The organism is Microcoleus sp. S36b_A4 (assembly GCF_036700645.1).
GTDB lineage: Bacteria > Cyanobacteriota > Cyanobacteriia > Cyanobacteriales > Microcoleaceae > Microcoleus.
In genome coordinates this window covers 1-24,625 of sequence record NZ_JAUBPI010000033.1, presented here as the reverse complement: position 1 = coordinate 24,625, position 24,625 = coordinate 1, and the positions used below count along the sequence as shown (strand labels likewise).

Annotated in this window: 38 protein-coding genes; 33 read left to right on the top strand and 5 right to left on the bottom strand. The window is 47.9% G+C overall.

Annotation, left to right across the window (positions count from 1 at the left end; translation table 11 throughout):
* Positions 1 to 215: 215 nt before the first annotated feature.
* The 3 genes from QUA03_RS13115 to QUA03_RS13105 all read right to left on the bottom strand — a co-directional run bounded on the left by QUA03_RS13115 (position 216) and on the right by QUA03_RS13105 (position 1,991).
* Positions 216 to 722, bottom strand: a complete 507-nt coding sequence (locus QUA03_RS13115; RefSeq protein WP_333212634.1) for a salt stress protein, Slr1339 family — start codon at positions 720 to 722, stop codon at positions 216 to 218.
* A gap of 72 nt (positions 723 to 794) precedes the next feature.
* The gene (locus QUA03_RS13110; protein WP_333101807.1) at positions 795 to 1,400 is read right to left on the bottom strand and encodes a VWA domain-containing protein; all 606 of its coding nucleotides are present in this window, start codon (positions 1,398 to 1,400) and stop codon (positions 795 to 797) included.
* Positions 1,401 to 1,514: 114 nt separating this feature from the next.
* Positions 1,515 to 1,991, bottom strand: coding sequence for an NAD(P)H-quinone oxidoreductase subunit N (locus tag QUA03_RS13105; protein ID WP_333160374.1), 477 nt, complete (start codon positions 1,989 to 1,991; stop codon positions 1,515 to 1,517).
* Between the two features lie 431 nt (positions 1,992 to 2,422).
* Between QUA03_RS13105 and rplC the strand changes: the two genes are divergently transcribed.
* The 31 genes from rplC to prfA all read left to right on the top strand — a co-directional run bounded on the left by rplC (position 2,423) and on the right by prfA (position 22,017).
* Positions 2,423 to 3,058: a 50S ribosomal protein L3 gene (gene rplC / locus QUA03_RS13100; protein ID WP_190657996.1), complete on the top strand. Its 636-nt coding sequence runs from the start codon at positions 2,423 to 2,425 to the stop codon at positions 3,056 to 3,058.
* A gap of 190 nt (positions 3,059 to 3,248) precedes the next feature.
* On the top strand, positions 3,249 to 3,881 hold the full coding sequence (rplD, locus tag QUA03_RS13095) for a 50S ribosomal protein L4 (protein WP_190657994.1): 633 nt from the start codon (positions 3,249 to 3,251) through the stop codon (positions 3,879 to 3,881).
* Entirely contained in the window at positions 3,874 to 4,182 is a 309-nt protein-coding gene (locus QUA03_RS13090; RefSeq protein WP_006634999.1) for a 50S ribosomal protein L23, read from the top strand. Before rplD ends, QUA03_RS13090 begins: the two co-directional genes overlap by 8 nt.
* 175 nt (positions 4,183 to 4,357) lie before the next feature.
* On the top strand, positions 4,358 to 5,221 hold the full coding sequence (gene rplB, locus QUA03_RS13085) for a 50S ribosomal protein L2 (protein ID WP_333045754.1): 864 nt from the start codon (positions 4,358 to 4,360) through the stop codon (positions 5,219 to 5,221).
* 131 nt (positions 5,222 to 5,352) lie between these two features.
* Positions 5,353 to 5,634, top strand: a complete 282-nt coding sequence (gene rpsS, locus QUA03_RS13080; protein ID WP_006634997.1) for a 30S ribosomal protein S19 — start codon at positions 5,353 to 5,355, stop codon at positions 5,632 to 5,634.
* A 96-nt stretch (positions 5,635 to 5,730) separates the two neighbouring features.
* Positions 5,731 to 6,090 (top strand): 50S ribosomal protein L22, encoded by a 360-nt coding sequence (rplV, locus tag QUA03_RS13075; protein ID WP_006634996.1) that lies wholly within the window; start codon positions 5,731 to 5,733, stop codon positions 6,088 to 6,090.
* Between the two features lie 113 nt (positions 6,091 to 6,203).
* The gene (gene rpsC / locus QUA03_RS13070; protein ID WP_242719701.1) at positions 6,204 to 6,932 is read left to right on the top strand and encodes a 30S ribosomal protein S3; all 729 of its coding nucleotides are present in this window, start codon (positions 6,204 to 6,206) and stop codon (positions 6,930 to 6,932) included.
* Positions 6,933 to 7,046: 114 nt separating this feature from the next.
* A complete protein-coding gene (gene rplP / locus QUA03_RS13065) occupies positions 7,047 to 7,466 on the top strand; it encodes a 50S ribosomal protein L16 (protein ID WP_333082091.1) in 420 nt (139 codons plus the stop codon).
* Between the two features lie 160 nt (positions 7,467 to 7,626).
* Positions 7,627 to 7,941 carry a 50S ribosomal protein L29 gene (gene rpmC / locus QUA03_RS13060; protein WP_333212632.1) on the top strand — a complete coding sequence of 105 codons (315 nt, stop codon included), beginning with the start codon at positions 7,627 to 7,629 and terminating at the stop codon, positions 7,939 to 7,941.
* Positions 7,942 to 7,978: 37 nt separating this feature from the next.
* On the top strand, positions 7,979 to 8,227 hold the full coding sequence (rpsQ, locus tag QUA03_RS13055; protein WP_006634992.1) for a 30S ribosomal protein S17: 249 nt from the start codon (positions 7,979 to 7,981) through the stop codon (positions 8,225 to 8,227).
* A 130-nt stretch (positions 8,228 to 8,357) separates the two neighbouring features.
* On the top strand, positions 8,358 to 8,726 hold the full coding sequence (rplN, locus tag QUA03_RS13050; protein ID WP_006634991.1) for a 50S ribosomal protein L14: 369 nt from the start codon (positions 8,358 to 8,360) through the stop codon (positions 8,724 to 8,726).
* Position 8,727: 1 nt separating this feature from the next.
* The gene (gene rplX / locus QUA03_RS13045; protein ID WP_333212630.1) at positions 8,728 to 9,090 is read left to right on the top strand and encodes a 50S ribosomal protein L24; all 363 of its coding nucleotides are present in this window, start codon (positions 8,728 to 8,730) and stop codon (positions 9,088 to 9,090) included.
* A 164-nt stretch (positions 9,091 to 9,254) separates the two neighbouring features.
* Positions 9,255 to 9,800: a 50S ribosomal protein L5 gene (gene rplE, locus QUA03_RS13040; RefSeq protein ID WP_333082089.1), complete on the top strand. Its 546-nt coding sequence runs from the start codon at positions 9,255 to 9,257 to the stop codon at positions 9,798 to 9,800.
* A gap of 22 nt (positions 9,801 to 9,822) precedes the next feature.
* Positions 9,823 to 10,227 (top strand): 30S ribosomal protein S8, encoded by a 405-nt coding sequence (rpsH, locus tag QUA03_RS13035; RefSeq protein ID WP_332978141.1) that lies wholly within the window; start codon positions 9,823 to 9,825, stop codon positions 10,225 to 10,227.
* 123 nt (positions 10,228 to 10,350) lie between these two features.
* A complete protein-coding gene (gene rplF, locus QUA03_RS13030) occupies positions 10,351 to 10,899 on the top strand; it encodes a 50S ribosomal protein L6 (RefSeq protein WP_333057791.1) in 549 nt (182 codons plus the stop codon).
* 2 nt (positions 10,900 to 10,901) lie between these two features.
* Positions 10,902 to 11,264, top strand: a complete 363-nt coding sequence (rplR, locus tag QUA03_RS13025; RefSeq protein ID WP_333101803.1) for a 50S ribosomal protein L18 — start codon at positions 10,902 to 10,904, stop codon at positions 11,262 to 11,264.
* A gap of 162 nt (positions 11,265 to 11,426) precedes the next feature.
* Positions 11,427 to 11,975 carry a 30S ribosomal protein S5 gene (rpsE, locus tag QUA03_RS13020; RefSeq protein ID WP_190745441.1) on the top strand — a complete coding sequence of 183 codons (549 nt, stop codon included), beginning with the start codon at positions 11,427 to 11,429 and terminating at the stop codon, positions 11,973 to 11,975.
* 145 nt (positions 11,976 to 12,120) lie between these two features.
* A complete protein-coding gene (gene rplO / locus QUA03_RS13015) occupies positions 12,121 to 12,567 on the top strand; it encodes a 50S ribosomal protein L15 (protein ID WP_006634984.1) in 447 nt (148 codons plus the stop codon).
* A 102-nt stretch (positions 12,568 to 12,669) separates the two neighbouring features.
* Positions 12,670 to 13,974 carry a preprotein translocase subunit SecY gene (gene secY, locus QUA03_RS13010; RefSeq protein WP_333082087.1) on the top strand — a complete coding sequence of 435 codons (1,305 nt, stop codon included), beginning with the start codon at positions 12,670 to 12,672 and terminating at the stop codon, positions 13,972 to 13,974.
* A gap of 5 nt (positions 13,975 to 13,979) precedes the next feature.
* Positions 13,980 to 14,555, top strand: a complete 576-nt coding sequence (locus QUA03_RS13005) for an adenylate kinase (RefSeq protein ID WP_333212628.1) — start codon at positions 13,980 to 13,982, stop codon at positions 14,553 to 14,555.
* 292 nt (positions 14,556 to 14,847) lie between these two features.
* Complete coding sequence (infA, locus tag QUA03_RS13000) at positions 14,848 to 15,072, top strand: translation initiation factor IF-1 (RefSeq protein ID WP_006276978.1); 225 nt, start codon at positions 14,848 to 14,850, stop codon at positions 15,070 to 15,072.
* 367 nt (positions 15,073 to 15,439) lie between these two features.
* A complete protein-coding gene (gene rpmJ / locus QUA03_RS12995) occupies positions 15,440 to 15,553 on the top strand; it encodes a 50S ribosomal protein L36 (RefSeq protein ID WP_015178722.1) in 114 nt (37 codons plus the stop codon).
* An 83-nt stretch (positions 15,554 to 15,636) separates the two neighbouring features.
* Positions 15,637 to 16,020, top strand: coding sequence for a 30S ribosomal protein S13 (gene rpsM / locus QUA03_RS12990; RefSeq protein WP_006634981.1), 384 nt, complete (start codon positions 15,637 to 15,639; stop codon positions 16,018 to 16,020).
* Positions 16,021 to 16,104: 84 nt separating this feature from the next.
* Complete coding sequence (gene rpsK, locus QUA03_RS12985) at positions 16,105 to 16,503, top strand: 30S ribosomal protein S11 (protein WP_006634980.1); 399 nt, start codon at positions 16,105 to 16,107, stop codon at positions 16,501 to 16,503.
* A gap of 174 nt (positions 16,504 to 16,677) precedes the next feature.
* On the top strand, positions 16,678 to 17,622 hold the full coding sequence (locus QUA03_RS12980; protein ID WP_332958426.1) for a DNA-directed RNA polymerase subunit alpha: 945 nt from the start codon (positions 16,678 to 16,680) through the stop codon (positions 17,620 to 17,622).
* Positions 17,623 to 17,747: 125 nt separating this feature from the next.
* Positions 17,748 to 18,098, top strand: coding sequence for a 50S ribosomal protein L17 (gene rplQ, locus QUA03_RS12975; protein ID WP_242719721.1), 351 nt, complete (start codon positions 17,748 to 17,750; stop codon positions 18,096 to 18,098).
* 29 nt (positions 18,099 to 18,127) lie between these two features.
* Positions 18,128 to 18,970, top strand: coding sequence for a tRNA pseudouridine(38-40) synthase TruA (gene truA / locus QUA03_RS12970; protein ID WP_333212626.1), 843 nt, complete (start codon positions 18,128 to 18,130; stop codon positions 18,968 to 18,970).
* A 146-nt stretch (positions 18,971 to 19,116) separates the two neighbouring features.
* On the top strand, positions 19,117 to 19,572 hold the full coding sequence (gene rplM / locus QUA03_RS12965; protein ID WP_015178725.1) for a 50S ribosomal protein L13: 456 nt from the start codon (positions 19,117 to 19,119) through the stop codon (positions 19,570 to 19,572).
* The gene (gene rpsI / locus QUA03_RS12960; protein ID WP_106147490.1) at positions 19,572 to 19,982 is read left to right on the top strand and encodes a 30S ribosomal protein S9; all 411 of its coding nucleotides are present in this window, start codon (positions 19,572 to 19,574) and stop codon (positions 19,980 to 19,982) included. Before rplM ends, rpsI begins: the two co-directional genes overlap by 1 nt.
* Positions 19,983 to 20,292: 310 nt before the next feature.
* Positions 20,293 to 20,601 carry a 50S ribosomal protein L31 gene (rpmE, locus tag QUA03_RS12955; protein WP_333059812.1) on the top strand — a complete coding sequence of 103 codons (309 nt, stop codon included), beginning with the start codon at positions 20,293 to 20,295 and terminating at the stop codon, positions 20,599 to 20,601.
* A gap of 321 nt (positions 20,602 to 20,922) precedes the next feature.
* Positions 20,923 to 22,017, top strand: a complete 1,095-nt coding sequence (gene prfA, locus QUA03_RS12950) for a peptide chain release factor 1 (RefSeq protein WP_333101797.1) — start codon at positions 20,923 to 20,925, stop codon at positions 22,015 to 22,017.
* Positions 22,018 to 22,032: 15 nt separating this feature from the next.
* Here prfA and QUA03_RS12945 read toward each other — a convergent pair whose 3' ends face one another.
* The gene (locus QUA03_RS12945; RefSeq protein WP_333212624.1) at positions 22,033 to 22,470 is read right to left on the bottom strand and encodes a hypothetical protein; all 438 of its coding nucleotides are present in this window, start codon (positions 22,468 to 22,470) and stop codon (positions 22,033 to 22,035) included.
* 238 nt (positions 22,471 to 22,708) lie between these two features.
* Here QUA03_RS12945 and QUA03_RS12940 point away from each other — a divergent pair, with 238 nt between their 5' ends.
* Both QUA03_RS12940 and QUA03_RS12935 read left to right on the top strand, forming a co-directional pair.
* Positions 22,709 to 22,999: a helix-turn-helix domain-containing protein gene (locus tag QUA03_RS12940; RefSeq protein WP_199297830.1), complete on the top strand. Its 291-nt coding sequence runs from the start codon at positions 22,709 to 22,711 to the stop codon at positions 22,997 to 22,999.
* Between the two features lie 44 nt (positions 23,000 to 23,043).
* On the top strand, positions 23,044 to 23,409 hold the full coding sequence (locus tag QUA03_RS12935; protein WP_333212623.1) for a helix-turn-helix transcriptional regulator: 366 nt from the start codon (positions 23,044 to 23,046) through the stop codon (positions 23,407 to 23,409).
* Positions 23,410 to 23,450: 41 nt separating this feature from the next.
* On the opposite strand, the gene QUA03_RS12930 is transcribed toward QUA03_RS12935, so the two are convergent.
* Positions 23,451 to 24,260 carry a pentapeptide repeat-containing protein gene (locus QUA03_RS12930; RefSeq protein ID WP_333212622.1) on the bottom strand — a complete coding sequence of 270 codons (810 nt, stop codon included), beginning with the start codon at positions 24,258 to 24,260 and terminating at the stop codon, positions 23,451 to 23,453.
* Between the last annotated feature and the right edge of the window lie 365 nt (positions 24,261 to 24,625).

The following is a 24,625-nucleotide window of genomic DNA, read 5'->3' as shown; positions in this document are numbered from 1 at the left end:
GCCACAGGAAATAACTGTGCGGTGTCCCTATAAATGATATTTATGTGCTGGCAATTTGTAGGGATACGGCACTGCTGTGTCCTAAATACCGCGTGATACAAAGGATATTTATTGCACGTCTTGCAAAGACACAGCACTGCCATACCCTTACAACAAATAGAGATGACAATTAACCAAAAAACGTCCTGACTAATTGTGAATACCGTGTAGTTCAATCAATCAAACTCATTCACCGCTTGCAAATAGTCGATCGCCGCATCTATCCTCGAAGAATACTTAAAAGCAAACTGATCGAACCAATATCCCTCATCGGAATTCTTATCCAACTTTTTCAGCCAAACCTGAGCTTGCCTAACTTTCTGTCTGTGCGTTTGTACGTCCAACTGCAGCCCCGCGACTTTTTCTGCGGGCCGCGGTTCCAGTGAAGCTACTTCCTGAGCTTGATTTTGTGCTTCGTGCTCAGGCTTAAGCGGTTGCTGTGAAGCGACTGCCTGAGCTTGATTTTGCGCTTCGTACTCAGCCTTAATTTGAGCTAAATCCTTATCCAAAGGACTAGCATACAAATTTATATCTGATGTTTTAAATGTTTGATTTGACGGCACTGCTGCTTGTGGTACAGGCGCTTGTGCTTGCACTGGTGTCTGACTTTTTAACTCAGCATTTTTTTGAGATGCTTGATACTCTGCCTTAAGTTCACCTAACAGGCGATCGATAGATTCCATAACTTAAACCCCCTAAAAAATGCTGCTGGCCCAACTAGCACAAATATAATCGCATGAACTTCGCCCGCCTCCTCAATCAGTTATTGCATTCAGCAATACCTCTGTCAGGGTCATTCCTTCAATATCATCCATCGTGACAGTATCAACGATATCGAATTTAGCACCGGCGCTTTGCAGTTCGTCATCCAATATCTTGAGAAACTTAGTAGCTTCCGGCGCATTTCCTACTTGAATGAAAGAAATCGCCAACTCTTCATCTCGATCGAGCTTTCGAGAAGCCTCTATAATTGTTTTCATCACTTCTTTGCGATCGTCCGGTTCCCCGTCCGTCACCACTAATAATGTTTCCCCATTTTGCTTGGTCTTACCGGATGCTTTGCGCTGAAAATAACTGTTCAGGGCGTCTTGCAGAACAGCAGCTAAATTCGTAGTCCCCGAAGGTTCGTTTTCTTGGAAAATTTGCACGACTTTAGCTGATGTTACGTTGTCATAGCGCTTGAAGCGACCGGAAAACACATAAACTGTTATGCCATCAGGATCGAGTTCTTCGCATTTATTCGCCAATGCGATGGTCGATTCTTGCATGAGCGCCCACCGACTTTTACCGCCCATCTGGTCTTTTGTGTACATACTGCCGCTTTTGTCAATAATGATGGTATAATCGCGGTTCTGAAGCATAAGATTTTTCCTGTTAATTAAGTTCCAAAAATATCAAAACCAGCGAGCAGAAGCTGTTGAGCTTTAGTTGCTCGCTGCGTTTTTTAGTTGATTTGCGATCGCAAATACCGGAATTTAAGCTGCAACTAAAGCATCTTTGAGTGGCTTCCAGCTAAAAGCTCGATCGCCCCCCATCTCAACTGCTATTTTAACTCGCGGTTCTAACGTCGGCAAAACAGTCAAATACTCAATCTCCTGACTCGACAAAATCTGCCCTTCAATAATCCACAGCACCAGTCCTTTTGCTTTAGGTGGCAAATTGTCTAATTGAGTTTTCAACATCGGCGGCACGTAGTACGTATAACCCACAGCCGATTCATTGCCAGTAGTTTTTTTGCCCAAATGCGGTGGCCGCACCCCGTGAACCCCGGTCAAATACATCGCCAAATCACCCAAACCCCGCGCCGAAATCGTGTACGCACCGTAGCCCGCAGCCCTCAGCCGCCGCAGGTAGCGCCCCTCAAATCCTCCCTCTAAAGGAACGTACAGGGCCAGCGACCCCGACTTTTCCAAATCCCGAATTAGATCCGATCCCGTCGTAATCAGTCCCATAAATTTGTGTTTCCTGCTGTATCAAAATTTGGTCGATCGCTGCTTGCGAGCTGGAAATATTATAAATCCTAAAGTTGAGCCGAAAAATTCTCATCGTGGCCTTGACAAACGGCAAACACTTCATGTACTATTGTGAATTGTCGCCGTAAAGGATACTGAGTGGTTTGCTGCTCAAGTCCTGGCGCAAACAAGCAAGACCGAGACAAAACTCGGAGATAAAGTCGGTAAAAAGCCGCGAATCTCAACCCTTGCAAGACTTCCACAAGCTCGCTCCCAAATTTAAAACTCAAATTTTAAACACCGAGGAAAGCTGTTGGTTGATAACAGTTAATTGCAGGAACACTGAAATAAATGTTTCTGCACAAGAGCAAGCGGATTGACGTAAATTTCGCAATCCGAAACCTCTTGCGTAAATAAAAGGAAGAAAATCCGTGTCTGTAGGCATTCTTGGCACTAAACTAGGCATGACTCAAGTGTTTGACGACCAAGGGAGAGCCATCCCCGTCACCGTCATACAAGCAGGGCCTTGTACAGTAACTCAAATCAAAACAAAACAAACTGACGGCTACGGTGCCGTTCAAGTTGGATACAACGAAGTTAAACCAAAGGCTCTCAACAAGCCAGAACTAGGACACCTTGCCAAGTCGGGGGCGAATCCATTGCGCCACTTGCAGGAATACCGATTGGAAGACACCAGTTCCTTTGAATTAGGTCAACAACTAAAAGCAGATACCTTTACACCGGGACAAATAGTAGATGTCATCGGTACCAGCATCGGTAAAGGTTTTGCAGGTTTTCAAAAGCGCCACAACTTTAAACGAGGCCCCATGTCTCACGGTTCCAAGAACCACCGCGAGCCTGGATCGATCGGACCTGGAACTACTCCTGGTCGCGTTTATCCTGGGAAAAGAATGGCAGGACGTATGGGCAACGTTCAAGTCACCGTCCGCAAACTAACAATTGTCCGGGTGGATACAGAGCAGAATTTGCTGCTAATTAAGGGAGCAGTTCCCGGCAAAGCTGGCGCCTTAGTCAATGTTGTGCCTGAGAAAAAAGTAGGACGTTAGTCAGTAGTCATTAGTCAGTAGTCAGCAGTCAGTAGATAGTGGTTGGCCGTTAGTAGCAAGCAATAACTAAGAACTAAAAGCTGAAAACTAAGAGCTGAAAACTAAGACCTGAGAACAGACAACAGACGACAGACAGCAGACAACAGACAACTAACAACAGACAACTAACAACAGACAAAGGACAAAAGATATGGTTAATTGTGTAGTGCGAAATTGGCAAGGCGAAGAAGTTGGAGAAACAACTTTAGAACTGCGCGTAGCCAAAGAAGAAAATGCGTCTCACATCGTTCACAGAGCATTGACGCGGCAACTGAATAACGCTCGTCAAGGAAATGCTTGCACCAAAACTCGATCGGAAGTCAGAGGCGGTGGCCGCAAACCCTGGCGTCAAAAAGGCACGGGTCGAGCCAGAGCAGGTTCAATCCGTTCTCCGCTGTGGCGGGGCGGCGGTGTCATCTTCGGACCAAAACCGAGAGACTTTGAAGTCAAAATGAACAAAAAGGAACGCCGTCTCGCTTTGCGGACAGCATTCCAAAGTCGCACCGAAGACATCATTGTGGTTGAAGAATTTGCAGAGCAATTTCCGAGACCGAAAAGCAAAGAATTGTTGAGTGCGATCGCCCGCTGGGGTATCGAACCCGATACAAAAGTTCTGTTAATCTTGCCAGAACCGCAACCAAACGTCTACTTATCAGGACGCAACATCGAATTAGTAAACGTCATCTTGGCAACATCCCTGAATGTTTACGACGTTCTCGCGGCTGACAAAATTATCGTCACATCTACAGCCATAGCTAAAATTCAGGAGATTTACGGTGAGTAAAATCGACCCCCGCGACTACGCAGATTTGATCCAGCGTCCGATTCTCACCGAGAAAGCTACCCGAATGATGGAATTAAATCAATTCACATTCGACGTAGCCCCCAAAGCGACGAAGCCTCAAATCAAAGCTGCAATCGAAGAACTATTTAAGGTCAAAGTCATCGGCGTCAACACCCAAAACCCGCCGCGCAAAAAGCGTCGAGTTGGCAAATTCGTCGGCTTTAAACCTTGTTACAAGCGAGCAACCGTAACTCTGACCGACGGAGACTCGATCCGCAAACTCCTATTCCCAGAAGTCTAGACGATTTTGGATTTTAGATTTTAGATTTTAGATTTTAAATTGCGGTTAACTGGTGGAAATTCTCGAACCAGAAAACTCGTAAGTTAACCAAAGATCGCCAATCTTCAACCTAAAATCTAAAATCGATAAACGTCAAATCCAAAATCCAAAATCCAAAATCTAAAATAGATCGATTATGGGCATCCGTTCTTACCGACCTTATACCTCCAGCACCCGAGAACAAACCGTCTCGGACTTTGCTGAAATTACCAGATCAGAGCCAGAAAAGTCTCTAACCAGCAATAAGCACACCAAACAAGGCCGCAACAACCGAGGCGTCATCACCTGTCGCCACCGGGGAGGCGGTCACAAACGGCTGTATAGAGACATCGACTTCCGCCGCGACAAACACAGCATTCCCGCTACCGTCAAGGCGATCGAGTATGACCCCAATCGCAACGCCCGCATCGCCCTCGTGTTCTACAAAGACGGCGAAAAACGGTACATCTTGCACCCGCTCAACTTAAACGTCGGTACAGTAATTGTCTCAGGCCCAGACGCGCCGATCGAGATCGGCAACGCCCTCCCCCTGAAGAACATTCCCCTTGGTACCAGCATCCACAACGTCGAGCTAGTACCCGGAAAAGGCGGACAAATCGTTCGCTCCGCCGGCTCCAGCGCTCAGCTAATGGCAAAAGAAGGTAGCTACGTCACCCTCAAACTGCCATCCGGCGAACAGCGCAAAGTCCGCGCCGACTGCTACGCCACCATCGGTCAAGTCGGCAACACCGACGCCAGAAACATCAGCCTGGGTAAAGCAGGTCGCACCCGCTGGAAAGGTCGCAGACCCACCGTTCGCGGTAGTGTCATGAACCCGGTAGACCACCCGCACGGCGGTGGCGAAGGCAGAGCTCCCATCGGACGTCCGGGGCCTGTCACTCCTTGGGGTAAACCAGCATTGGGTGCAAAAACTCGACGCAAAAACAAGCGCAGCGACGCTTTAATCGTCCGCCGCCGCCGCAAAGCTTCCAAGCGCGGCAAGGGCGGCAGACAAAGTTAAGGAAGAAGGAAGAAGGAAGAAGGAAGAAGGAAGAAGGAAGAAGGAACAACAAAAAAGTTTTCCGCGCTCTTTTATTCCTCCGACTTTCTTCCCAATTCAATTCCAACTGCTAATTACTAATTACAAAAATCATGTCTCGATCGCTAAAAAAAGGGCCTTTTGTCGCAGATGCTCTGATGACAAAAATCGAAAAACTCAACGCCGCCGGCCAAAAACAAGTAATTAAAACTTGGTCGCGATCTTCCACAATCCTGCCCCAAATGGTAGGCCACACGATCGCCGTTCACAACGGCAGACAGCACGTACCCGTCTACCTCACAGACCAAATGGTAGGTCACAAACTCGGAGAATTTTCCCCCACTCGCACCTTTAGAGGTCACGCGAAAAGTGGTGATAAAAAGGCAAAAAGATAGCCGAATTAGGTGACAGGTAATAGGTGATCGGACAAACTTTTTCCCAATTACCAATTACCTTTTTCCCAATTACCAATTACCAATTACCCAATCGAAATGGTTATAGATACCACATCCGAAATTAAGGCGATCGCCCGTTACATCAGAACATCCCCCTTCAAAGTGCGCCGAGTCCTCGACCAAATTCGCGGCAAAAGCTACCAAGAAGCGCTGATTTTACTCGAATTCATGCCCTACCGCGCCTGCGAACCAATCGTCAAAGTTTTGCGATCTGCAGTAGCCAACGCCGAACACAACGCAGGATTGGATAAATCCAAGCTGGTAGTTTCTCAAGCTTACGCAGACCAAGGCCCAGTCCTCAAACGCTTTAGACCCCGCGCTCAAGGTCGCGCCTACCAAATCCGCAAGCCAACCTGTCACATTACCGTAGTAGTAGCTCCGCTCGTAGAAAACTAAACCAGGGAAAAACGTAATAGGTAATAAACAGCTTAAAGTTGAAAAAATGGGTAATCACCAATTACCAATTACCAATTACCAATTACCAATTACCAATTAACTCATCAACTATTATGGGCCAAAAAATACATCCAATTGGTTTTCGCCTCGGCATTACCCAAGAGCACCGCTCTCGCTGGTTTGCTGATCCCAAAAACTATCCAGAACTCTTGCAAGAAGACTATAAAATTCGCAAGTACGTTCGTAAAACCCTCAGCAATGCTGGGATTTCCTCGGTCAGAATTGAGCGGAAAGCTGATCAAATCGACCTAGAAGTGTTCACCGCCAGACCAGGCGTTGTCGTAGGCCGCGGCGGAGCAGGCATCGAAACCTTGCGCGTCGGTTTGCAGCAGCAACTCGGTAGCAACCGCCAAATCCGCATCAACGTCGTCGAAGTCCAGCGAGTAGACGCCGATGCCACACTGATCGCGGAATACATCGCTCAGCAACTAGAACGGCGCGTATCCTTCCGCCGAGTCGTCCGCCAAGCAATCACCCGCGCCCAAAAAGTCGGCATCCAAGGCATCAAAATTCAAGTCAGTGGACGCCTCAACGGTGCAGAAATTGCCCGTACCGAATGGACACGGGAAGGAAGAGTCCCCTTGCACACGCTGCGGGCAGACATCGACTACTCCTACTGCACTGCTCAAACCATCTACGGTATTCTGGGCATTAAAGTTTGGGTTTTCAAAGGCGAAATTATTCCCGGACAGGAACAAGAGGCTGCACCAAATGCAGCAGTGCCCCGCACCAAACAAAAGCGCCGCCGCCAGAACTTTGAAGATCGATCGAACGAAGGCTAGCTAATTGTTAACTGTTAGTTGTCATTTGTTAAGTGTGAGTTGTTCCAAACCAATTAGCAATTAGCAATCACCAATTACCAATTACCAATTACCAATTACCCAACTCCCAAAGCCATGTTAAGCCCTAAAAGAACGAAATTCCGCAAACAACAGCGCGGGCGAATGAGCGGTATTGCCACCCGCGGCAATACAGTTAGCTTTGGCGACTTCGCGCTCCAAGCTGTCGAACCTGCCTGGATCACTTCTCGCCAAATAGAAGCCGGACGGCGCGCCATGACCCGCTATATCCGCCGGGGCGGCAAAATCTGGATTCGCATTTTTCCCGACAAACCAGTCACCCAGCGGGCAGCAGAAACCCGGATGGGTTCCGGTAAAGGTAATCCTGAGTTTTGGGTTGCCGTTGTCAAACCCGGCCGGGTAATGTTTGAAATTGGCGGCGTAAGTGAAGAAACTGCCCGCGAAGCAATGCGTTTGGCATCTTTCAAATTACCAATTAAAACCAAGTTCATCACTCGCGAAGAAGACCAGTCATAGCGAAGAGCGAAGGTAGAATTAGGTCTGTATTAATCAGCATTTTAAACGGCTACAGCAATTTAAAATCTGGCTTTCATAACTTTTCTTTCCTTCGACCTTCAGCCAAGCGAGACAATTCTGTCTTCTGTCATACCGCTCGCTAACGAGAAAGCACACAATTATGTCTTTGACCAAGATTAAAGAAGCTAGAGAATTAAGCGATGCTGCAGTAGCAGAGCAAATTTTAGCCGTCAAGCGCCAACTAATGGAATTGCGGCTTCAGCAAGCTACGGGCCGCATGGAAAAGCCTCACCTGTTCAAGCACGCCAAACACCGGCTAGCTCAATTGATGACAGTTGAACGCGAGCGCCAAATCGTTGCTGAGAAAGAAGCTGCAGCAGCAAAATTAGCCGCATCTAAACAGGTAGGACAGCCTGCTGCAACCGCAGCAGTCAGCCAAGAGTCAGAAGCAGCCGAGCCGACGATCGCACAGTAGCTAAAAATAGTCAATTGCACAACAAAAATAGGTAGCTATGGCAATTAAAGAACGAGTTGGCGTAGTAGTGAGCGACAAGATGGATAAAACCGTCGTGGTAGCAATCGAAAACCGCTCCTCCCACACCAAATACGGCAAAATCGTAGTCCGCACCAAGCGGTACAAAGCTCATGACGAAGAAAATCAGTGCAAATCGGGCGATCGTGTCCGCATCACTGAAACTCGCCCACTGAGCAAAACCAAACGTTGGACGGTTGCTGAGATTTTCGGGACAAAAAACGGCTAACAGTTAATTGCGATATCGCGATCGCCCGATCGGTACTTGATTAATCAATTAGTCGTCAACAGTCAACAGTCAACAGTCAACAGTTAACAGTCAACAGTTAACAGTCAACAGTTAACAGTCAACAATCACCATGATTCAACCCCAGACATACCTCAATGTCGCCGACAATAGCGGAGCCCGCAAACTGATGTGCATCCGCGTATTGGGAGGCGGCAACCGTCGCTACGGCGGAGTCGGCGATGTCATCATTGCCGTCGTCAAAGACGCCATCCCCAATATGGCCGTCAAAAAATCCGATGTCGTTCGGGCTGTCATTGTCAGAACCCGCAAAGGTTTGCGCCGCGACAGTGGCATGAGCATTCGTTTTGACGATAACGCCGCCGTTATTATCAACGTAGACGGCAACCCCAAAGGCACTCGCGTCTTCGGCCCCGTCGCCCGCGAATTGCGCGACAAAAACTTTACTAAAATCGTTTCCTTAGCCCCGGAGGTACTTTAAAATGTACGGAAAAAAGGGTAAACCAACTAGCGAGCCGCAGCGCTACAGAATGCACGTCAAAGCAGGCGATACCGTGCAAATAATTACTGGCAAAGAGAAAGGAAAAGTCGGAGAAATCTTAAAGACATATCCTAAAGTCAGCAAAGTAATTGTTAAAGGTGTAAACATCAGAACAAAGCACGTCAAGCCCCAGCAAGAGGGAGAGTCCGGGAAAATACTGACGTTTGAGGCTCCCATTCACAGCTCAAATGTCATGCACTATTCCGAAAAAGAAAAAATAGCTAGCCGCGTTTGCTATACATTTAGCGAAGATGGCCGGAAACTGCGACAGCTCAAAAAAACTGGAGAAATCCTCGATAATTAGTCATTAGTCATCAGTCATTAGTCATCAGTCATCAGTCATTAGACAAATGCTTTCCTGACAACAGTCAACGGACGGACAACTGACAACGGACAACTGACAACGGACAACTGACAACTAATAATTCCCTGACCAAGCCCAGGGACAGTTAACGAAACACAAAAACTATGCCGGACAAACTCAAAGTTCTTTATCAAGGAAAAATCGTTCCCACACTGATGGATCAGTTTAAATATACTAATATCCATCAGGTGCCCAAACTCGTCAAAGTCACAGTGAACCGAGGTTTGGGAGAAGCATCTCAAAACGCTAAGGCACTGGATTCGTCGATCAACGAAATTAGCATCATCACCGGGCAAAAACCAGTGGTAACGCGGGCGAAAAAAGCGATCGCAGGCTTCAAAATCCGCAAAGGAGTACCCGTCGGCGTTATGGTGACGCTGCGCGGCGATCGGATGTACGATTTTCTCGATCGGCTGATCAACCTCGCACTCCCCCGAATTCGCGACTTCCGCGGCATCAGCCCCAAAAGCTTCGACGGACGCGGCAACTACAGCTTGGGTCTGAGAGAACAGCTAATTTTTCCAGAAATAGAATATGACCGCATCGATCAAATTCGAGGCATGGACATTTCAATTATCACCACAGCAAACACCGACGAAGAAGGACGCGCCTTGCTTAAAGAAATGGGAATGCCGTTCCGGGACAACTAAGCACTAGAGTAAGAAGCAAAAGATGGCAGCTAACGATACCATAGCAGATATGTTGACGCGCATTCGCAATTCTTGCATGGCGCGCCACCAAACAACGCAAATTCCAGCTACAAAAATGACCCGCAGCATCGCCCAAGTCCTCAAAAGTGAAGGCTTTATCAGCGAATTTGAAGAAGCAGAACCAGAAGGGATCAAGCGACATTTAGTGCTTTCTCTAAAGTACAAAGGTAAAACTCGCAAGCCCATTATCACGGCACTTAAGCGAGTCAGCAAACCAGGACTGCGCGTTTACTCGAACCGTAAAGAATTGCCCAGAGTATTAGGCGGAATTGGCATAGCCATTATTTCCACCTCCAGTGGCATTATGACGGATAGAGAAGCTCGACGCCAAGGTTTGGGCGGTGAAGTGCTTTGTTATGTTTGGTAGTCATTAGTCATTAGTCATTAGTCACTGGTCGTTGGCAAGAGACTCAAAAATCAATAACTAAGGACTAATAACTAAGCACTAATAATCAAGGACTAATAACTAAAAACAAAGGACAAAAAAACTATGTCGCGAATTGGCAAGCGTCCGATTAGCATCCCCACGAAAGTCACCGTCACCCTAGACGGCCAAAAAGTAGCCGTCAAAGGGCCCAAAGGTGAACTTTCCCGAGTGATTCCAGCCGAAATCCTCATGGGAATTGAAGGCGAGACTTTACTCGTTACCCGCCGAGACGAATCTCGCGTCGCCAGACAACTGCACGGATTGTGCCGCACCCTAGTCGCCAACATGGTCGAAGGTGTATCAGAAGGTTTTCAGCGGCGTCTCGAAATTATCGGCACAGGTTATCGGGCACAGGTTCAAGGACGGAACCTGATTTTAAACGTCGGTTACAGCAAACCCGTTGAAATGCCCCCTCCCGAAGGCATCACAATGGCAGTTGAAGGCAACACCAACGTCATTGTCTCCGGCATTGACAAAGAACTCGTAGGCAATACAGCAGCCCGCATCCGCGCGGTGCGTCCGCCCGAAGTCTACAAGGGCAAAGGCATTCGCTACAGCGGCGAAGTCGTCCGGCGCAAAGCTGGTAAAACAGGCAAAACAGGTAAGAAGTAACAATGAAGCTTACTCGCAAAGAATCAGTCCAGCGCAGACACCGCCGTGTTCGGCGCAAGGTGTTCGGCACCTCCGAACGTCCCAGACTAGCGGTATTTCGCTCAGATCAGCACATCTACGCTCAAGTAATCGACGACACCGCCCAGCACACTTTGGCCGCCGCGTCAACCCTCGATCCCGAATTGAAGTCAACTCTCAGTTCTGGCGGCAACTGTTCCGCGAGCGTGCAAGTCGGTCAGTTGATTGCCAAACGCTGTTCCAGCGCTGGCATAGTCAAAGTCGTATTCGATCGGGGGGGCAACCTCTATCACGGTCGTGTCAAAGCCCTCGCAGAAGCAGCTCGCGAAGCGGGGTTAGACTTCTAGAGGGGGTAATGGGTAGCGGGTAATGAGTAATTAAAAAGTAAAAAGTCAAAAGTTGAAAGTTAAAAGGCAAAATCCAGATTTCTTCTATTTTTACTTTTTACTCAAACAATTACCACTTGCCGATCGCCTTTCACCAATTACTAATTCCCACAGGACAAAACTATGGCAGAACAAAAAGAACAGCGCAACAAGAAAAAAAGCAGCAGCAACAACAAAGGGCGCGAAAAAGAATCCGAATGGCAAGAACGGGTTGTTCAGATTCGGCGCGTTACCAAAGTAGTCAAAGGTGGTAAAAAACTCAGCTTCCGCGCCATAGTCATTATTGGCAACGAACGCGGTCAAGTTGGAGTAGGAGTCGGCAAAGCTAGCGACGTAATCGGTGCCGTTAAAAAAGGCGTCGCTGACGGCAAAAAGCACCTAATTGAAGTCCCCCTCACCAAATCTAACTCCATCCCTCACCCCATCAACGGTGACGGTGGCGGAGCTAAAGTGATGATGCGGCCGGCCGCTCCAGGAACCGGGGTAATTGCAGGGGGAGCAGTACGAACTGTTCTCGAACTAGCCGGAGTCCGCAACATCTTAGCCAAACAGCTAGGTTCTGGAAATCCCTTAAACAACGCCCGAGCTGCAGTCAATGCCCTCTCCACCCTCCGCACCTTGTCCGAAGTTGCTCAAGAGCGCGGAATTCCAGTAGAAAATCTCTACGGTTAGGGCACGCGAGAATGGGAAACTGTAAGTTTTGAGTGTTAAGTGCTTGCGGTGAAAATAAAAAAATCCGCAACTTAAAACTCACGCACTCAAAACTACTGCATACCCCTCTCTAAATACCAATTACCAATTACCAATTACTAAAACTATGAGATTGCAAGACGCCCGACCCAAAGCAGGCTCCCAAAAGCGCCCCCGACGCTTGGGCAGAGGTATTTCTGCCGGTCAAGGCGCGAGCTCCGGCAAAGGGATGCGCGGTCAAAAATCTAGAGCCGGTAGCGGCACTAGACCCGGTTTTGAAGGAGGTCAAAATCCTCTCTACCGCCGTCTCCCCAAGTTGAAAAGCTTCCCTCTAGTGAACCGGAAAGAGTACACTACCATTAATGTGAGTAAATTAGCATCGCTGCCAGCAAACACCGAAGTTACTCTCACCTCTCTGATCCAAGCAAAAATTGTCACCACAGACGACGGGCCGCTGAAAATCTTAGGAGATGGCGAACTGAATGTACCTTTGCAAGTGCGCGCCTCGGCTTTTACCGCAGGTGCTCGCACCAAAATTGAAGCTGCAGGCGGAAGTTGCGAATTAGTTGCGTGAAGATTTGAGGTTTGAGAGTCTGTCCAAATCTCAAATCCTCAAGCTTGCTATCAGAAAATGATTTAGTCGAAAATCCCAAATCTAAAATCCAAAATCGTAACTATGGACGTTAGTAGAGAGAAAGCGCCAACTGCACAAGAGACGTTCATGCAGATGGCTCAAGCTGCTGGTTTGCGAGGCCGCATCCTCGTAACCGTTGGCTTACTGATTTTAGTACGCCTGGGTGTCCACTTGCCAGTCCCCGGCATTGATCGAGTCGCCTTTGCCCAAAACGTCCAAAATAGCCCTTTAATTGGCTTTCTGGACTTGTTTTCCGGAGGCGGCTTGTCAGCGTTGGGGATTTTCGCGTTGGGGATTTTGCCCTACATTAATGCTTCAATTATTGTGCAACTTCTAACTGCGGCTCTGCCAAGCTTAGAAGACTTGCAGAAAAATGAAGGAGAAGCAGGGCGACGCAAAATTTCTCAAATTACTCGCTACGTTTCATTAGGCTGGGCAATTCTGCAAAGTATTGGCATTGCGATTTGGGTCAGCCCTTTTGCTCAATCTCCAGCGCCTTTATTCATAGCACAAACTGCTTTGGCTCTGACAGCCGGCTCAATGTTTGTGATGTGGATATCGGAAGTGGTGACGGAACGAGGTATCGGGAACGGAGCGTCGCTCCTGATTTTTATCAATATTGTGTCGGTATTGCCGCGCTCTTTGGGACAAACTTTTGAATTGGCTCAAAGCGGGGACACGCAAGTTGTCGGCCGCGTAGTCGTTCTGCTGCTGGTCTTTTTGGTAACTATTGTTGGGATTGTTTTTGTTCAGGAAGGTACTCGCCGCATTCCGATTATTTCGGCACGTCGCCAAGTCGGCCGCAAAGTTTATCGGGAGAGCCGGAGTTATCTGCCCCTGCGCTTGAATCAAGGCGGAGTGATGCCGATTATTTTTGCATCTTCGGTGTTGATTGTGCCTTCTTTCCTCGCTCAGTCTCTCAATAACCCGTTTTTGGTTCAAGTTGCTAATGTTTTGAGTCCGAACGGCCCTGCCCCTTGGGCTTACGCGCTGTTTTATCTAACTTTGATTCTGTTCTTCAGCTATTTCTACGCTTCGTTGATTGTAAACCCCGTAGATATGTCTCAGAACTTGAAGAAAATGGGCGCTAGCATTCCTGGAATTCGTCCGGGTCAGAAAACGAGTGATTATGTGGAGAAGGTTTTGAACCGTTTGACTTTCTTGGGAGCGATTTTTCTCGGTCTGGTTGCTATTGTACCAACTGCTGTAGAAAGCGCGATCGGTGTGCAAACTTTTAGAGGTTTTGGCGCAACTTCCCTACTGATTTTAGTAGGTGTGGCGATCGAAACTGCTAAGCAAATTCAAACTTACGTCATCTCCCAGCGATATGAAGGAATGGTGAAGTAATCGTAATGCAATTGATTTTTATGGGGCCTCCAGGGGCAGGAAAGGGAACTCAGGCTCAGCTCTTAGCAGCTCTCTGGAAAATACCCCACATTTCTACAGGTGACATCCTACGCGCCTGCGTAGTTGCCAAAACTGACTTGGGTCAAAAAGCACAATCCTACATGGATCGGGGAGAGTTGGTTCCTGACGAGTTATTGATGGACATCGTGCAAGAACGTATGAATCAGCCAGATGCTCGTGCTGGCTGGATTCTCGACGGCTTTCCCCGCACAGTCGCGCAGGCAGCTTTTTTTGACAAACTGCTCTGCGATGTTGAAGGAAGTACGTCTGGAAAGGACTGCGCTCTCAGAGCTGTCAATTTGGACGTTCCTGACAATGTTTTGGTGGCTCGCCTGCTGTCGCGGGGGCGTCAGGATGACAATGAGGAGACGATCCGCCGCCGATTGCAAGTTTATCGCGAGCAAACTGAACCTTTGATTGATTTTTACAGCGGCCGCCAACAGTTAGTTGCGGTTGATGGCGATCGAGCCATGGAATTAGTCACAGCAGAACTGCAACAAGCTCTCTCGCGCGACTCTTGAACCCTCTCAATACAGCTTGTTACTCACAAGCTTTTGCTAAGATATGTTAACTAGGAGCTTTTTGTGCTATCAGGTTTTGTGAGGGTTGCTAGAGACCGAATTGAACTCGATACTAATTGCCACAACTTTACTCAAGTAAAGCTAAAGCGAGCGGTTGGTTGATTCAAGAAGTCGATCGAGTCGCCCGAATTCTTGCCCCGCTTCCCGTTTCACTCCTACCAGTAAATAGGTGTTGAGGTAAACAGCGGGACACTCCTAGTTAATCAAATGTAGAGTTGAGGTAAATACCAAATTGTCTAAGCAAGATTTAATTGAAATGGAAGGGACAGTGACGGAATCCCTGCCTAATGCGATGTTTCGCGTTGACCTAGATAATGGGTTTAACGTGCTAGCTCACATTTCCGGCAAGATCCGCCGCAACTACATCAAAATTCTGCCTGGCGATCGCGTCAAAGTCGAATTGACTCCCTACGACTTGACCAAAGGCAGGATTACTTATCGCCTTCGGAAAAAATAGGCTTAGATAAAACTTTCTAAAAACTAATTCTAAGTTTAATTAGAGAGAATTTGGTAAAAAGCGTCAAATTTATGCTATAATGCTACGTTTGTAGTGTTGCCGAGAAGGGCGTCAACAACCCACCGGTGTACCGGGTTAAGTCATTGTTACACCGTAAAAGTATCGCTCGCCTACACTCTGGCGCAGGCGAACTTTACCCAGCAATGGGAGTGGGTGCAAGCGGGCTCCTTCATGAAACAACCCGCACTTTATACAATTTAATCGAGGAGAGGCCTACACCTTGCCCAGCCTCTCCTCCCACCGCTCTACGGGCAGTCCCAGCGTGCCTGTTCTCCGCTAGAGCGGGGTTCTCCAGGCAGGAAGAAAGATGAAAGTTCGAGCATCTGTCAAAAAAATTTGTGAAAAATGTCGCGTCATCCGCCGTCGCGGTCGAGTGATGGTGATATGCACTAACCCGAAACACAAACAACGCCAAGGTTAGAAAAAAAGAAGATTGGGCACTGCACGCAGGTGCATCCTAATTGAACATTGTAGCCAAACAGGAAAACTAGGGAGACAAAAAGTGTGGCACGGATTGCCGGGGTAGACCTTCCACGCGATAAGCGCGTCGAAATAGGTCTGACATACATTTACGGAATAGGCTTGTCGCGGGCCCAAAAAATTATCGCTGCAACAGGCGTAAATCCTGACACTCGCGTCAAGGATTTAACAGAGGCAGACGTGACAGCTCTGCGGGCTCATGTAGAGACCACATACCAAATCGAAGGAGACCTCCGGCGCTGGGAGTCAATGAACATCAAGCGCCTGATGGACATCGGAACTTATCGCGGTAGGCGTCACCGTTTGGGTCTGCCGGTGCGGGGACAACGAACCCGTACCAACGCCAGAACCCGTCGTGGCGTCCGCCGAACAGTTGCGGGCAAGAAAAAGGCACCTTCCAAGAAGTAACATCTTTTTGGGAAAAATACGCTGGGGGCTGCTGGCTCCTAGCGCTTCGGGACATTAGTTGAGAGAAACGTTAAAGAGACTAATATGGCGCGACAACAAACAGGCAAGAAATCTGGTGCAAAAAAGCAGAAACGGAATGTACCCAATGGGGTAGGCTACATCCAGTCTACCTTTAACAACACGATAGTAACTATTACCGACCTCAACGGCGAAGTCATATCCTGGGCATCGGCAGGTTCCAGCGGTTTTAAAGGAGCTAAAAAGGGAACTCCCTTTGCAGCTCAAACAGCAGCAGAAAGTGCGGCCCGCAGAGCAAACGACCAAGGAATGCGCCAAATAGAAGTAATGGTGAGCGGGCCGGGAGCAGGTAGAGAAACTGCAATCCGGGCGCTGCAAGGGGCGGGACTGGAAATCACCCTGATTAGAGATGTTACCCCAATTCCTCACAACGGCTGTCGCCCTCCCAAGCGGCGTAGAGTCTAAAACGATTTGAGATTTTAGATTTTAGATTTTGGATAATGGCTAACTGCTTAAAGTCAAAAACTAATGGTTCTAACTGTTGCCCCGTCCATCCAAAATCCGAAATCCGTTCAGGGGTATGCTCTGCAATCTAAAATCCAAAATCAAAAATCCAAAGTGGAAAAGGGAGGTCACTCCGTGGCGCAGTTTCAAATTGAATGTATAGAGTCTAACACTGACAAAGACCGCAGTCAGTACGGAAAATTTGTCCTGGAACCGCTCGATCGCGGTCAGGGAACAACTGTTGGGAATGCGCTGAGGCGAGTTCTGCTGTCAAATTTGGAAGGAACAGCAGTAACTTCAGTCCGAATCGCGGGCGTCAATCACGAGTTTGCCACGATCGAAGGGGTACGTGAGGATGTTCTAGAAATTCTCCTGAACATGAAAGAGGTGGTTCTCAAAACTCATTCTCAACAGCCGCAAATCGGCAGGTTGCGGATTGAGGGGCCCGTCACCGTTACGGCCGATCGATTCGATTTGCCCTCAGAGGTGGAATTGATCGATCGCTCCCAGTACATTGCAACTCTCTCGCCAGGCTCAGTTCTGGAAATGGAATTCAGAATTGAAAAAGGCATCGGATACCGAGCAGTAGACCGCAGTCGCGATGATGGGTCGGCTTTGGATTTCCTCCAAATAGACGCCATCTTTATGCCGATTCGCAGAGTCAACTACAGCGTAGAAGATGCTAGGGTAGGCGGCACGGTCGAGAAAGACCGGCTGATTATGGAAATCTGGACTGATGGCAGCGTGACTCCTCAAGAAGCTTTGAGTCAATCGGCCCACATTTTGGTAGATTTATTTGCACCTCTCAAAGACATCACCCAAGATTCTCTCAAACCAGAGTATCCAGGTGAGGCAGATCCTACTAGCCAAATTCCGATCGAAGAATTGCAGTTGTCCGTCCGGGCTTACAACTGTCTCAAGCGGGCTCAGATCAACTCAGTCGCAGACTTATTGGATTATACCCAAGAAGACTTGCTCGAGATCAAGAACTTCGGGCAGAAGTCTGCAGAAGAAGTGATTGAAGCTTTACAAAAACGCTTGGGCATTACCTTGCCACAGGAAAAATCAGCTAAAAGTTAATCAACGGGTAACGGGTCAAAAAGTTTTGAATTTTAAGTAGGTGAGTTTTTAAGTTAAAGAATTCACCGCTCAAAACTCGCGGACTATCCCGGCACCCAATTACCAATTACCAATTACCAACTGCTATGCGTCACCGCTGTCGCGTTCCCCAACTCAGCAAACCGGCTGACCAGCGCCGCGCCCTACTGCGCTCGCTGACCACCGAATTAATCCGCCACGGTAAAATCACTACCACTCTAGCCCGCGCCAAAGCGCTGCGCTCAGAGGCGGACAGGATGATTACCCTGGCGAAAGATGGCTCCTTGGCCGCTCGCCGCCAAGCTATGGGCTATATCTACGATAAACAGTTAGTACACGCCTTGTTTGAGGCGGCACAAGAACGGTACGGATCGCGCAACGGCGGCTACACCCGCGTCGTGCGAACAGTCCCCCGTCAGGGAGACAATTCCGAAATGGCGATCGTTGAACTGGTTTAATTCAATTTTGGGTTGGAGATTTTTGATTTATGACTGACAATCCAAAATCCCCAATCGAAAATCCCCAATCGATACAGCGCGTTGCTCTAGTAATCCAATACCTCGGCACTAACTTTCACGGTTGGCAGCGACAGCCGAACCAACGTACAGTACAAGAAGAAATTGAAACAGCAATATCGACTGTTCTGGAACGCCCGGTAACGCTGCACGCTGCTGGGAGAACCGATGCGGGAGTTCACGCTGCTGCTCAAGTAGCCCATTTTGACGCCCACGGCCCAATTCCGGCTCACCGTTGGGCAAGCGTTCTCAACTCTCGACTGGCAAAAGATATTTTAATTCGAGCTTCGGCAAAGGTGGAACCTACCTGGCACGCTCGGTTCTCAGCCAGTTGGCGGCGCTATCGCTACACCCTTTATACAGACCCGACACCTAATTTGTTTGTGCGTCCTTTTGCTTGGCACTGCTATCACGCTCCTGTGGATGAATCTTTGATTCAGACAGCATTGACACCGCTCATCGGGCGGCATCACCTGGCTGCTTTCCACCGCGCTGGTTCTGCCCGCCCCCATTCCTGGGTGGACGTACAAGCGGCAGAGTGTCAGCGTTCTGGGCCTCTTATCTATATAGAGGTTCAGGCAAGCGGGTTTCTGTACGGGATGATGCGGCTGCTGGTGGGGTTGCTGGTGCAGGTGGGTCGAGGGGAAAGGCAGATCGACAATTTCACAGATATCTGGGTCAACGAACGCCGAGAAATGGTAAAATATGCCGCCCCCGCTCAAGGTTTGTGCCTGCTGCGGGTTGGCTATTCAGAATTTCCCTTTCCCCCAGAGGTCTGGTACGACACTCAGCCAAAATTAGTCATTAGTCATTAGTCATTAGTCATTAGTCATTAGTCATTAGTCATTAGGTAACTACTAATAAAAAACTAAGGACAACTAACAATTAAAAACTGACAACTGACAACTGACAACTGACAACTAACAACAGTTAACAGTTAATAGACAACTCACCATAAACAATGAACAAAACTTACGTCCCTACTCAAGACTCCCTAGAGCACAAGTGGTACGTGGTCGATGCCGCCGACCAGCGGCTGGGCCGTCTGGCAACTGAAGTTGCCATGTACCTCCGGGGGAAACACAAACCGACTTACACTCCTTCTATGGATACCGGCGACTTCGTAATTGTCATCAATGCTGACAAAATCGCTGTTACTGGCAAAAAACGCACCCAGAAAATCTACCGCCGCCATTCTGGAAGACCGGGCGGCATGAAAACAGAAACTTTTGCCAAATTGCAAGCACGTTTGCCCGAAAGAATTGTCGAAGAAGCTATACGAGGAATGCTGCCTCACACTTCTCTGGGCAGACAACTGTTTACTAAACTGAAGGTGTACGCTGGCCCCAACCACCCGCACCAAGCTCAAAAACCAGAAGAATTAATTGTTCACACGATTCCGGGAGGAAATGAGTAATGCAAGCAACAGATACCGGCCGCGCTGTGTACTGGGGTACCGGTCGCCGCAAATGTTCAGTAGCGCGGGTGCGCTTGGTTCCCGGCACTGGCATACTGACTGTCAATGGTAAAGAGGGGGATTTGTACCTGCAATTCAATCCTACTTATTTGGCTCTGGCTAAAGCCCCTCTGGAAACTTTGGGTCTGGAAAATGAGTACGACATTTTGGTAAAAGTCGAAGGCGGTGGCTTGACAGGTCAAGCTGACTCGATTCGCCTAGGTGTCGCTAGAGCACTTTGTCAATTAGACCCGGACAACCGCAAGCCTCTGAAGACTGAGGGCTATTTGACTCGCGACCCGCGGGCCAAAGAACGGAAAAAGTACGGTTTGCGGAAAGCTCGCAAAGCTCCTCAATACTCGAAGCGGTAATCGAGGGAAGTTCGGCAACGGATTTTTTAACGGATGTAACGGATGTAATGGAAGTTCGGCAACGGATTTTTTAACGGATGTAACGGATGTTCGGATTGACGGATTGACGGAAGAAGGAAGAAGGAAGAAGGAAGAAGGAAGGAAGAAAAGGCAAGAATCATTCAGATTTTATCTGCCTTTTTTCAAGTTTATTTCCGATTCCTGATTCCTGGTTCCAAAAGGTATAAGACAAAATTGGTGCTGTTGTTGGTTTAGAAGTCCTGCGGCAGCTAAAATGGTTGTAAAGTCAAAAATTAGAGAGTAAAAAACAATGGCAAAAGATGGCATTCACCCTGAGTGGTATCCCGAATCTCAGGTTTATTGCAACGGGGAACTCGTGATGACTGTGGGTTCCACTAGACCAAAGCTTCAAGTTGATGTCTGGTCGGGAAATCATCCTTTTTATACTGGCACTCAGAAGATTATTGATACTGAAGGTCGTGTGGAGCGCTTTATGCGGAAATACGGCATGACCGAGGTAGAAATGCCGAAGGCAGATGCTTCCTCTGGACCGCTGAAAATGGAAGATCCGAAAGCAGATGCTGCTAAGGCTGCTGGTAAAGGCAAAAAGAAGAAGTAGCCGGATTGTCATTTGTCCGCAGTTTGTTGAGAGTAGTTCTTTCTACTGGCAACTTACCGCCCTCGGATTTTAGATTTTAGATTGAAGACTTGCTACGGCTGGCAGTTGACTTCGATCGAGTAGAGTTCGATCCTAACTGCTCTTGAGTTCTAAAATCTAAAATCTAAAATCTAAAATCGATCCGCCCTCGCATTGGAGAGTTGAGATTGAAGACTTGCTACGGCTGGCAGTTGAGTTCGATCGAGATTCTATACCAACTGTGCTTCAAATCTAAAATCTAAAATCTAAAATCTAAAATCGATTGACAAAGGACAACTGACAATGGCTGAATCTTATTTGCTGGATAAATTGAAGTCGGTAGAGCAAACTTTTAATGAGCTGACTCGCCGCATGGCTGACCCGGATGTGGCTAGGGACAATCAAGAGTTTCAACGGGTAGCGAAAGCTCGATCGTCCTTGGAGGAAGTGGTCGATACTTTTGCTCTGTGGAAAACCACTCAGGAAGATTTGGTGGGCGCGCGACAGGTTCTCAAGGAAGCCGCGGGCGATCGAGATATGCAAGAAATGGCTGCGCTGGAAGTTCAGGAACTTGAGGCGAAGCTGGAGAATTTGGAAAGTCGTTTGAAGGTTTTGCTGCTGCCGCGTGACCCGAATGATGACAAGAATATTATGCTGGAAATTCGGGCGGGTACTGGCGGAGATGAGGCTAGTATTTGGGCTGGAGATTTGCTGCGGCTGTATTCGCGCTACGCTCAAACTCAAGGCTGGCAGGTGAAGTTGGTGAGCGAGTCGCTGGCGGAAATGGGCGGCTTTAAAGAGGTGATTCTGGAAGTTACGGGCGACAGCGTTTACAGCAAGCTGAAGTTTGAGGCTGGGGTACACCGGGTGCAGCGAGTGCCTGTGACTGAGGCTGGCGGCCGGGTGCATACTTCGACGGCGACGGTGGCTGTGATGCCGGAGGTTGACGATGTGGAGATTCACATCGATCCGAAGGATATTGAGATGAGCACGGCTCGATCGGGCGGTGCTGGCGGCCAAAACGTGAACAAGGTGGAAACTGCGGCGGATTTGTTTCACAAGCCGACGGGAATTCGGATTTTCTGTACTGAGGAGCGCAGTCAGTTGCAGAATAAGGAGCGGGCGATGCAGATTTTGCGGGCTAAGCTCTATGAGATGAAGTTGCGGGAGCAGCAGGATGAGGTGAAGTCGCGGCGTTTGGCTCAGGTTGGTACTGGTTCGCGATCGGAGAAGATTCGCACCTACAACTATAAGGACAATCGGGCTACGGACCACCGTTTGGGGGAGAATTTCTCGCTCAATAGTGTTTTGGAAGGGGATATTGAGGAGATTATTCAAACTTGCATTTCTCAGGATCAGCAGGAACGTTTGGTTGAGTTGGCTGCTTCTACTAATTGATGGAGTGATGGGGGGCTAGGCGCATTGTTTGCTCAGCCTCAGTTCCCTTGTTACGCGGGATATCTGGTTGAGTAGGGCTTCCCAAATTACATCGGCGATCGCCACTGGATATTTGAAATGTTCGAGGTCGTATTGTACAATGACTTCTAGGGGTGCTAGGATTTGCTGGTTTCGACAACTGGCAATTGCTGCGATCGCCTCTTGTTCCCATCTGGCAAATAGTCTGTAGCTGAAAAAGGAACTGCATTTTTGTCCTTTCTTGTTCAGGTAAACAACTATTACTTGATGTTGTTTGGGGTAAACTTTGACTATGCGGTTGACGGGCATTCTCAGGGCTTCGGCTGCTTCTATTTTGGAGATTTGCCAGCACTTGGGTTTTAGCCAACCGGAGGCTGTAAGGCTCTGGCGTGTGTGGCTTGTCTTGCGTGTCCTGCGTGTGCGTCTATTAGTCATTTTTTCGGACTCCTAAATCGTGAGGGGTACTCCGATACAGCGGTACTAAATTTATACTTTTAATTTTAGAGTAAACTTACTTGTGTGTCAACCCTGACAAGTAAACGATTCAATCGTTAAATGATAATGATTTATAAACTGACCAGTTTACTTATAGGTACGGTCGAGTAGCTTTTAAGTCGTGAACATCCAAAATAGACAAAAACTTAGTGAAATTATCAAAACGGCCCGTGGCTCTATGAGCCAACGAGCGTTTGGCAAGCTTTTGGGGGTTTCTGCGACTGCTGTGCAATTGTGGGAAAGGGGCGATACTGTTCCAGAAACGGAAAACTTGGCTAAAATTGCTGCGAGAGCTGGTTATTCGCTGGAAGAGTTTCTCAGCTTTTTGGATGGCAATCCAGTCTCGCAAGCCCCAGAAATTAACGATATTGTCAAAAAAATTCAGTTTTTGCCTCTGAGTCAGGTGGCGCTAATTGGCAAAGCTGTAGCGGATAGATTCGCTGCATCGGCTGAAGCTGCTGGGGAATGAGTATTAGATAGATTTATCTGTAAACTAGGAGTTGTGTTTATCTGGTGACTAATACTGTGGACGCAGAAGCTAGGAAAAAACTGAGCGAAGTTGTTAAGCTAGCGCGTGGCTCCATGAGTTTTAGCGCTTTTGGCAGACTGTTGGGAGTCTCTGGGGCTGCTGTTCAGTATTGGGAAAAAGGACAAGTGCTCCCGGATACGAAAAATTTGACGCAGATTGCGGCAAGAGCGGGCTTTACGATGGAAGAGTTAATGGCCCATCTAGAAGGCAAGCCAATGCCGGAACCTGTCAATACCAACGACTTGCTTAAAAAAATTCAATGTATGCCGATCGCAGATTTGGCGGTAATTGTCCGAGCGGGCGTGGAGCGGCTGGCTAATGCTGCTGAGTCTTCAGGGAAATATAGTTGAGCGGTGTTTGCCCGATCGCCCTTATGAAAAAACCACTCGCCCTATCCCTGACTCAATATGTCTAAAAATTCTCGAACAATGCGATCGGGTTCTTCTGTGCATCTGTTAGCGTCGCAATAGTGGATGATACTGATACCGTGAGATGCAAACAGGCGATCGCGCGTTTCATCTTTTTCTGTGTCGGGATGCCATATTTCCAGAATACCCCATTTGCCTTGGTGAAATATGAGGAAATCTGGTTCTTGGTTTTGTCGGCCTGCGGGTGTTGTGAGGCGGGCTTTGGAGTTGGGGAAAAAGAGGGTGTTTGTGCGATCGAGCGCTTCGGCAATTTTTACTTGTTCTTGGCTGTGAAAGCGCAAATCATTCCATTGATAAATGCGTTCTCTTATGCTCGACAAAATTCCCTGGTTATGTGCGTCTTCAACCTTGATAATTTCATCTGATACCGTTTTATTATCAGATATATTTGCACCCTGCAAATCTGTTGACGAATCTGATTCACTTAAGTTTGCGAATGATACTCTGGAGCCGCTTAAGTTAGCACCGCTGAGATTAACTCCAATTACTTGAGTTCGATGTAATGTCACTTGATGTCGCCGCAAGTATCGTTTTATAACTGCTTTAATATTATTTTTTTTTACTTTTTCGTCAAAAGCGTCTGAGAGTAACTTCCAGAGTTTATAGCCAGCCGCTTTAATGTATTCATCATCATATTTAGAAAGTTTAGCAATTTCCTCATAAGACTGCCTGCCTTCCCAGCACTGTTTGAAGATTAGCTCTTGCACATCGTTTAACTGTTCGTCATCATCTAATACTGTTTCGACAATGGCGAGAGCTTCATCCACAGTCATGGGTTAAATCCTCTTAAAGGTAGTGTCCGAGTTGAGGTTGTGCCAGCATGGTTTATGACACTGTGACCGTGCGCGCACATTGCTATGGATAGATTTTATCACAATCTCCAAGATGTTGCTACTATTTCTCACTTTTTGTCACTTTTTCTCACTGACAAAGATCAAGTTGACTCATTATAATACTTAAATGTCAGCAAATGGCTGGTCTTCCTATTTACAAATTACCCTAGCATAGGAGTTAACAAAAGTGAGTTTACCATACAACCTTGCCGACACAATTCGGAATATTAAGCTGTTCGACATCTAAACTGCATTAACTCGCGTTACCTTTGTTTTTGATCTTTCGGTTCCATTTCATAATTAAT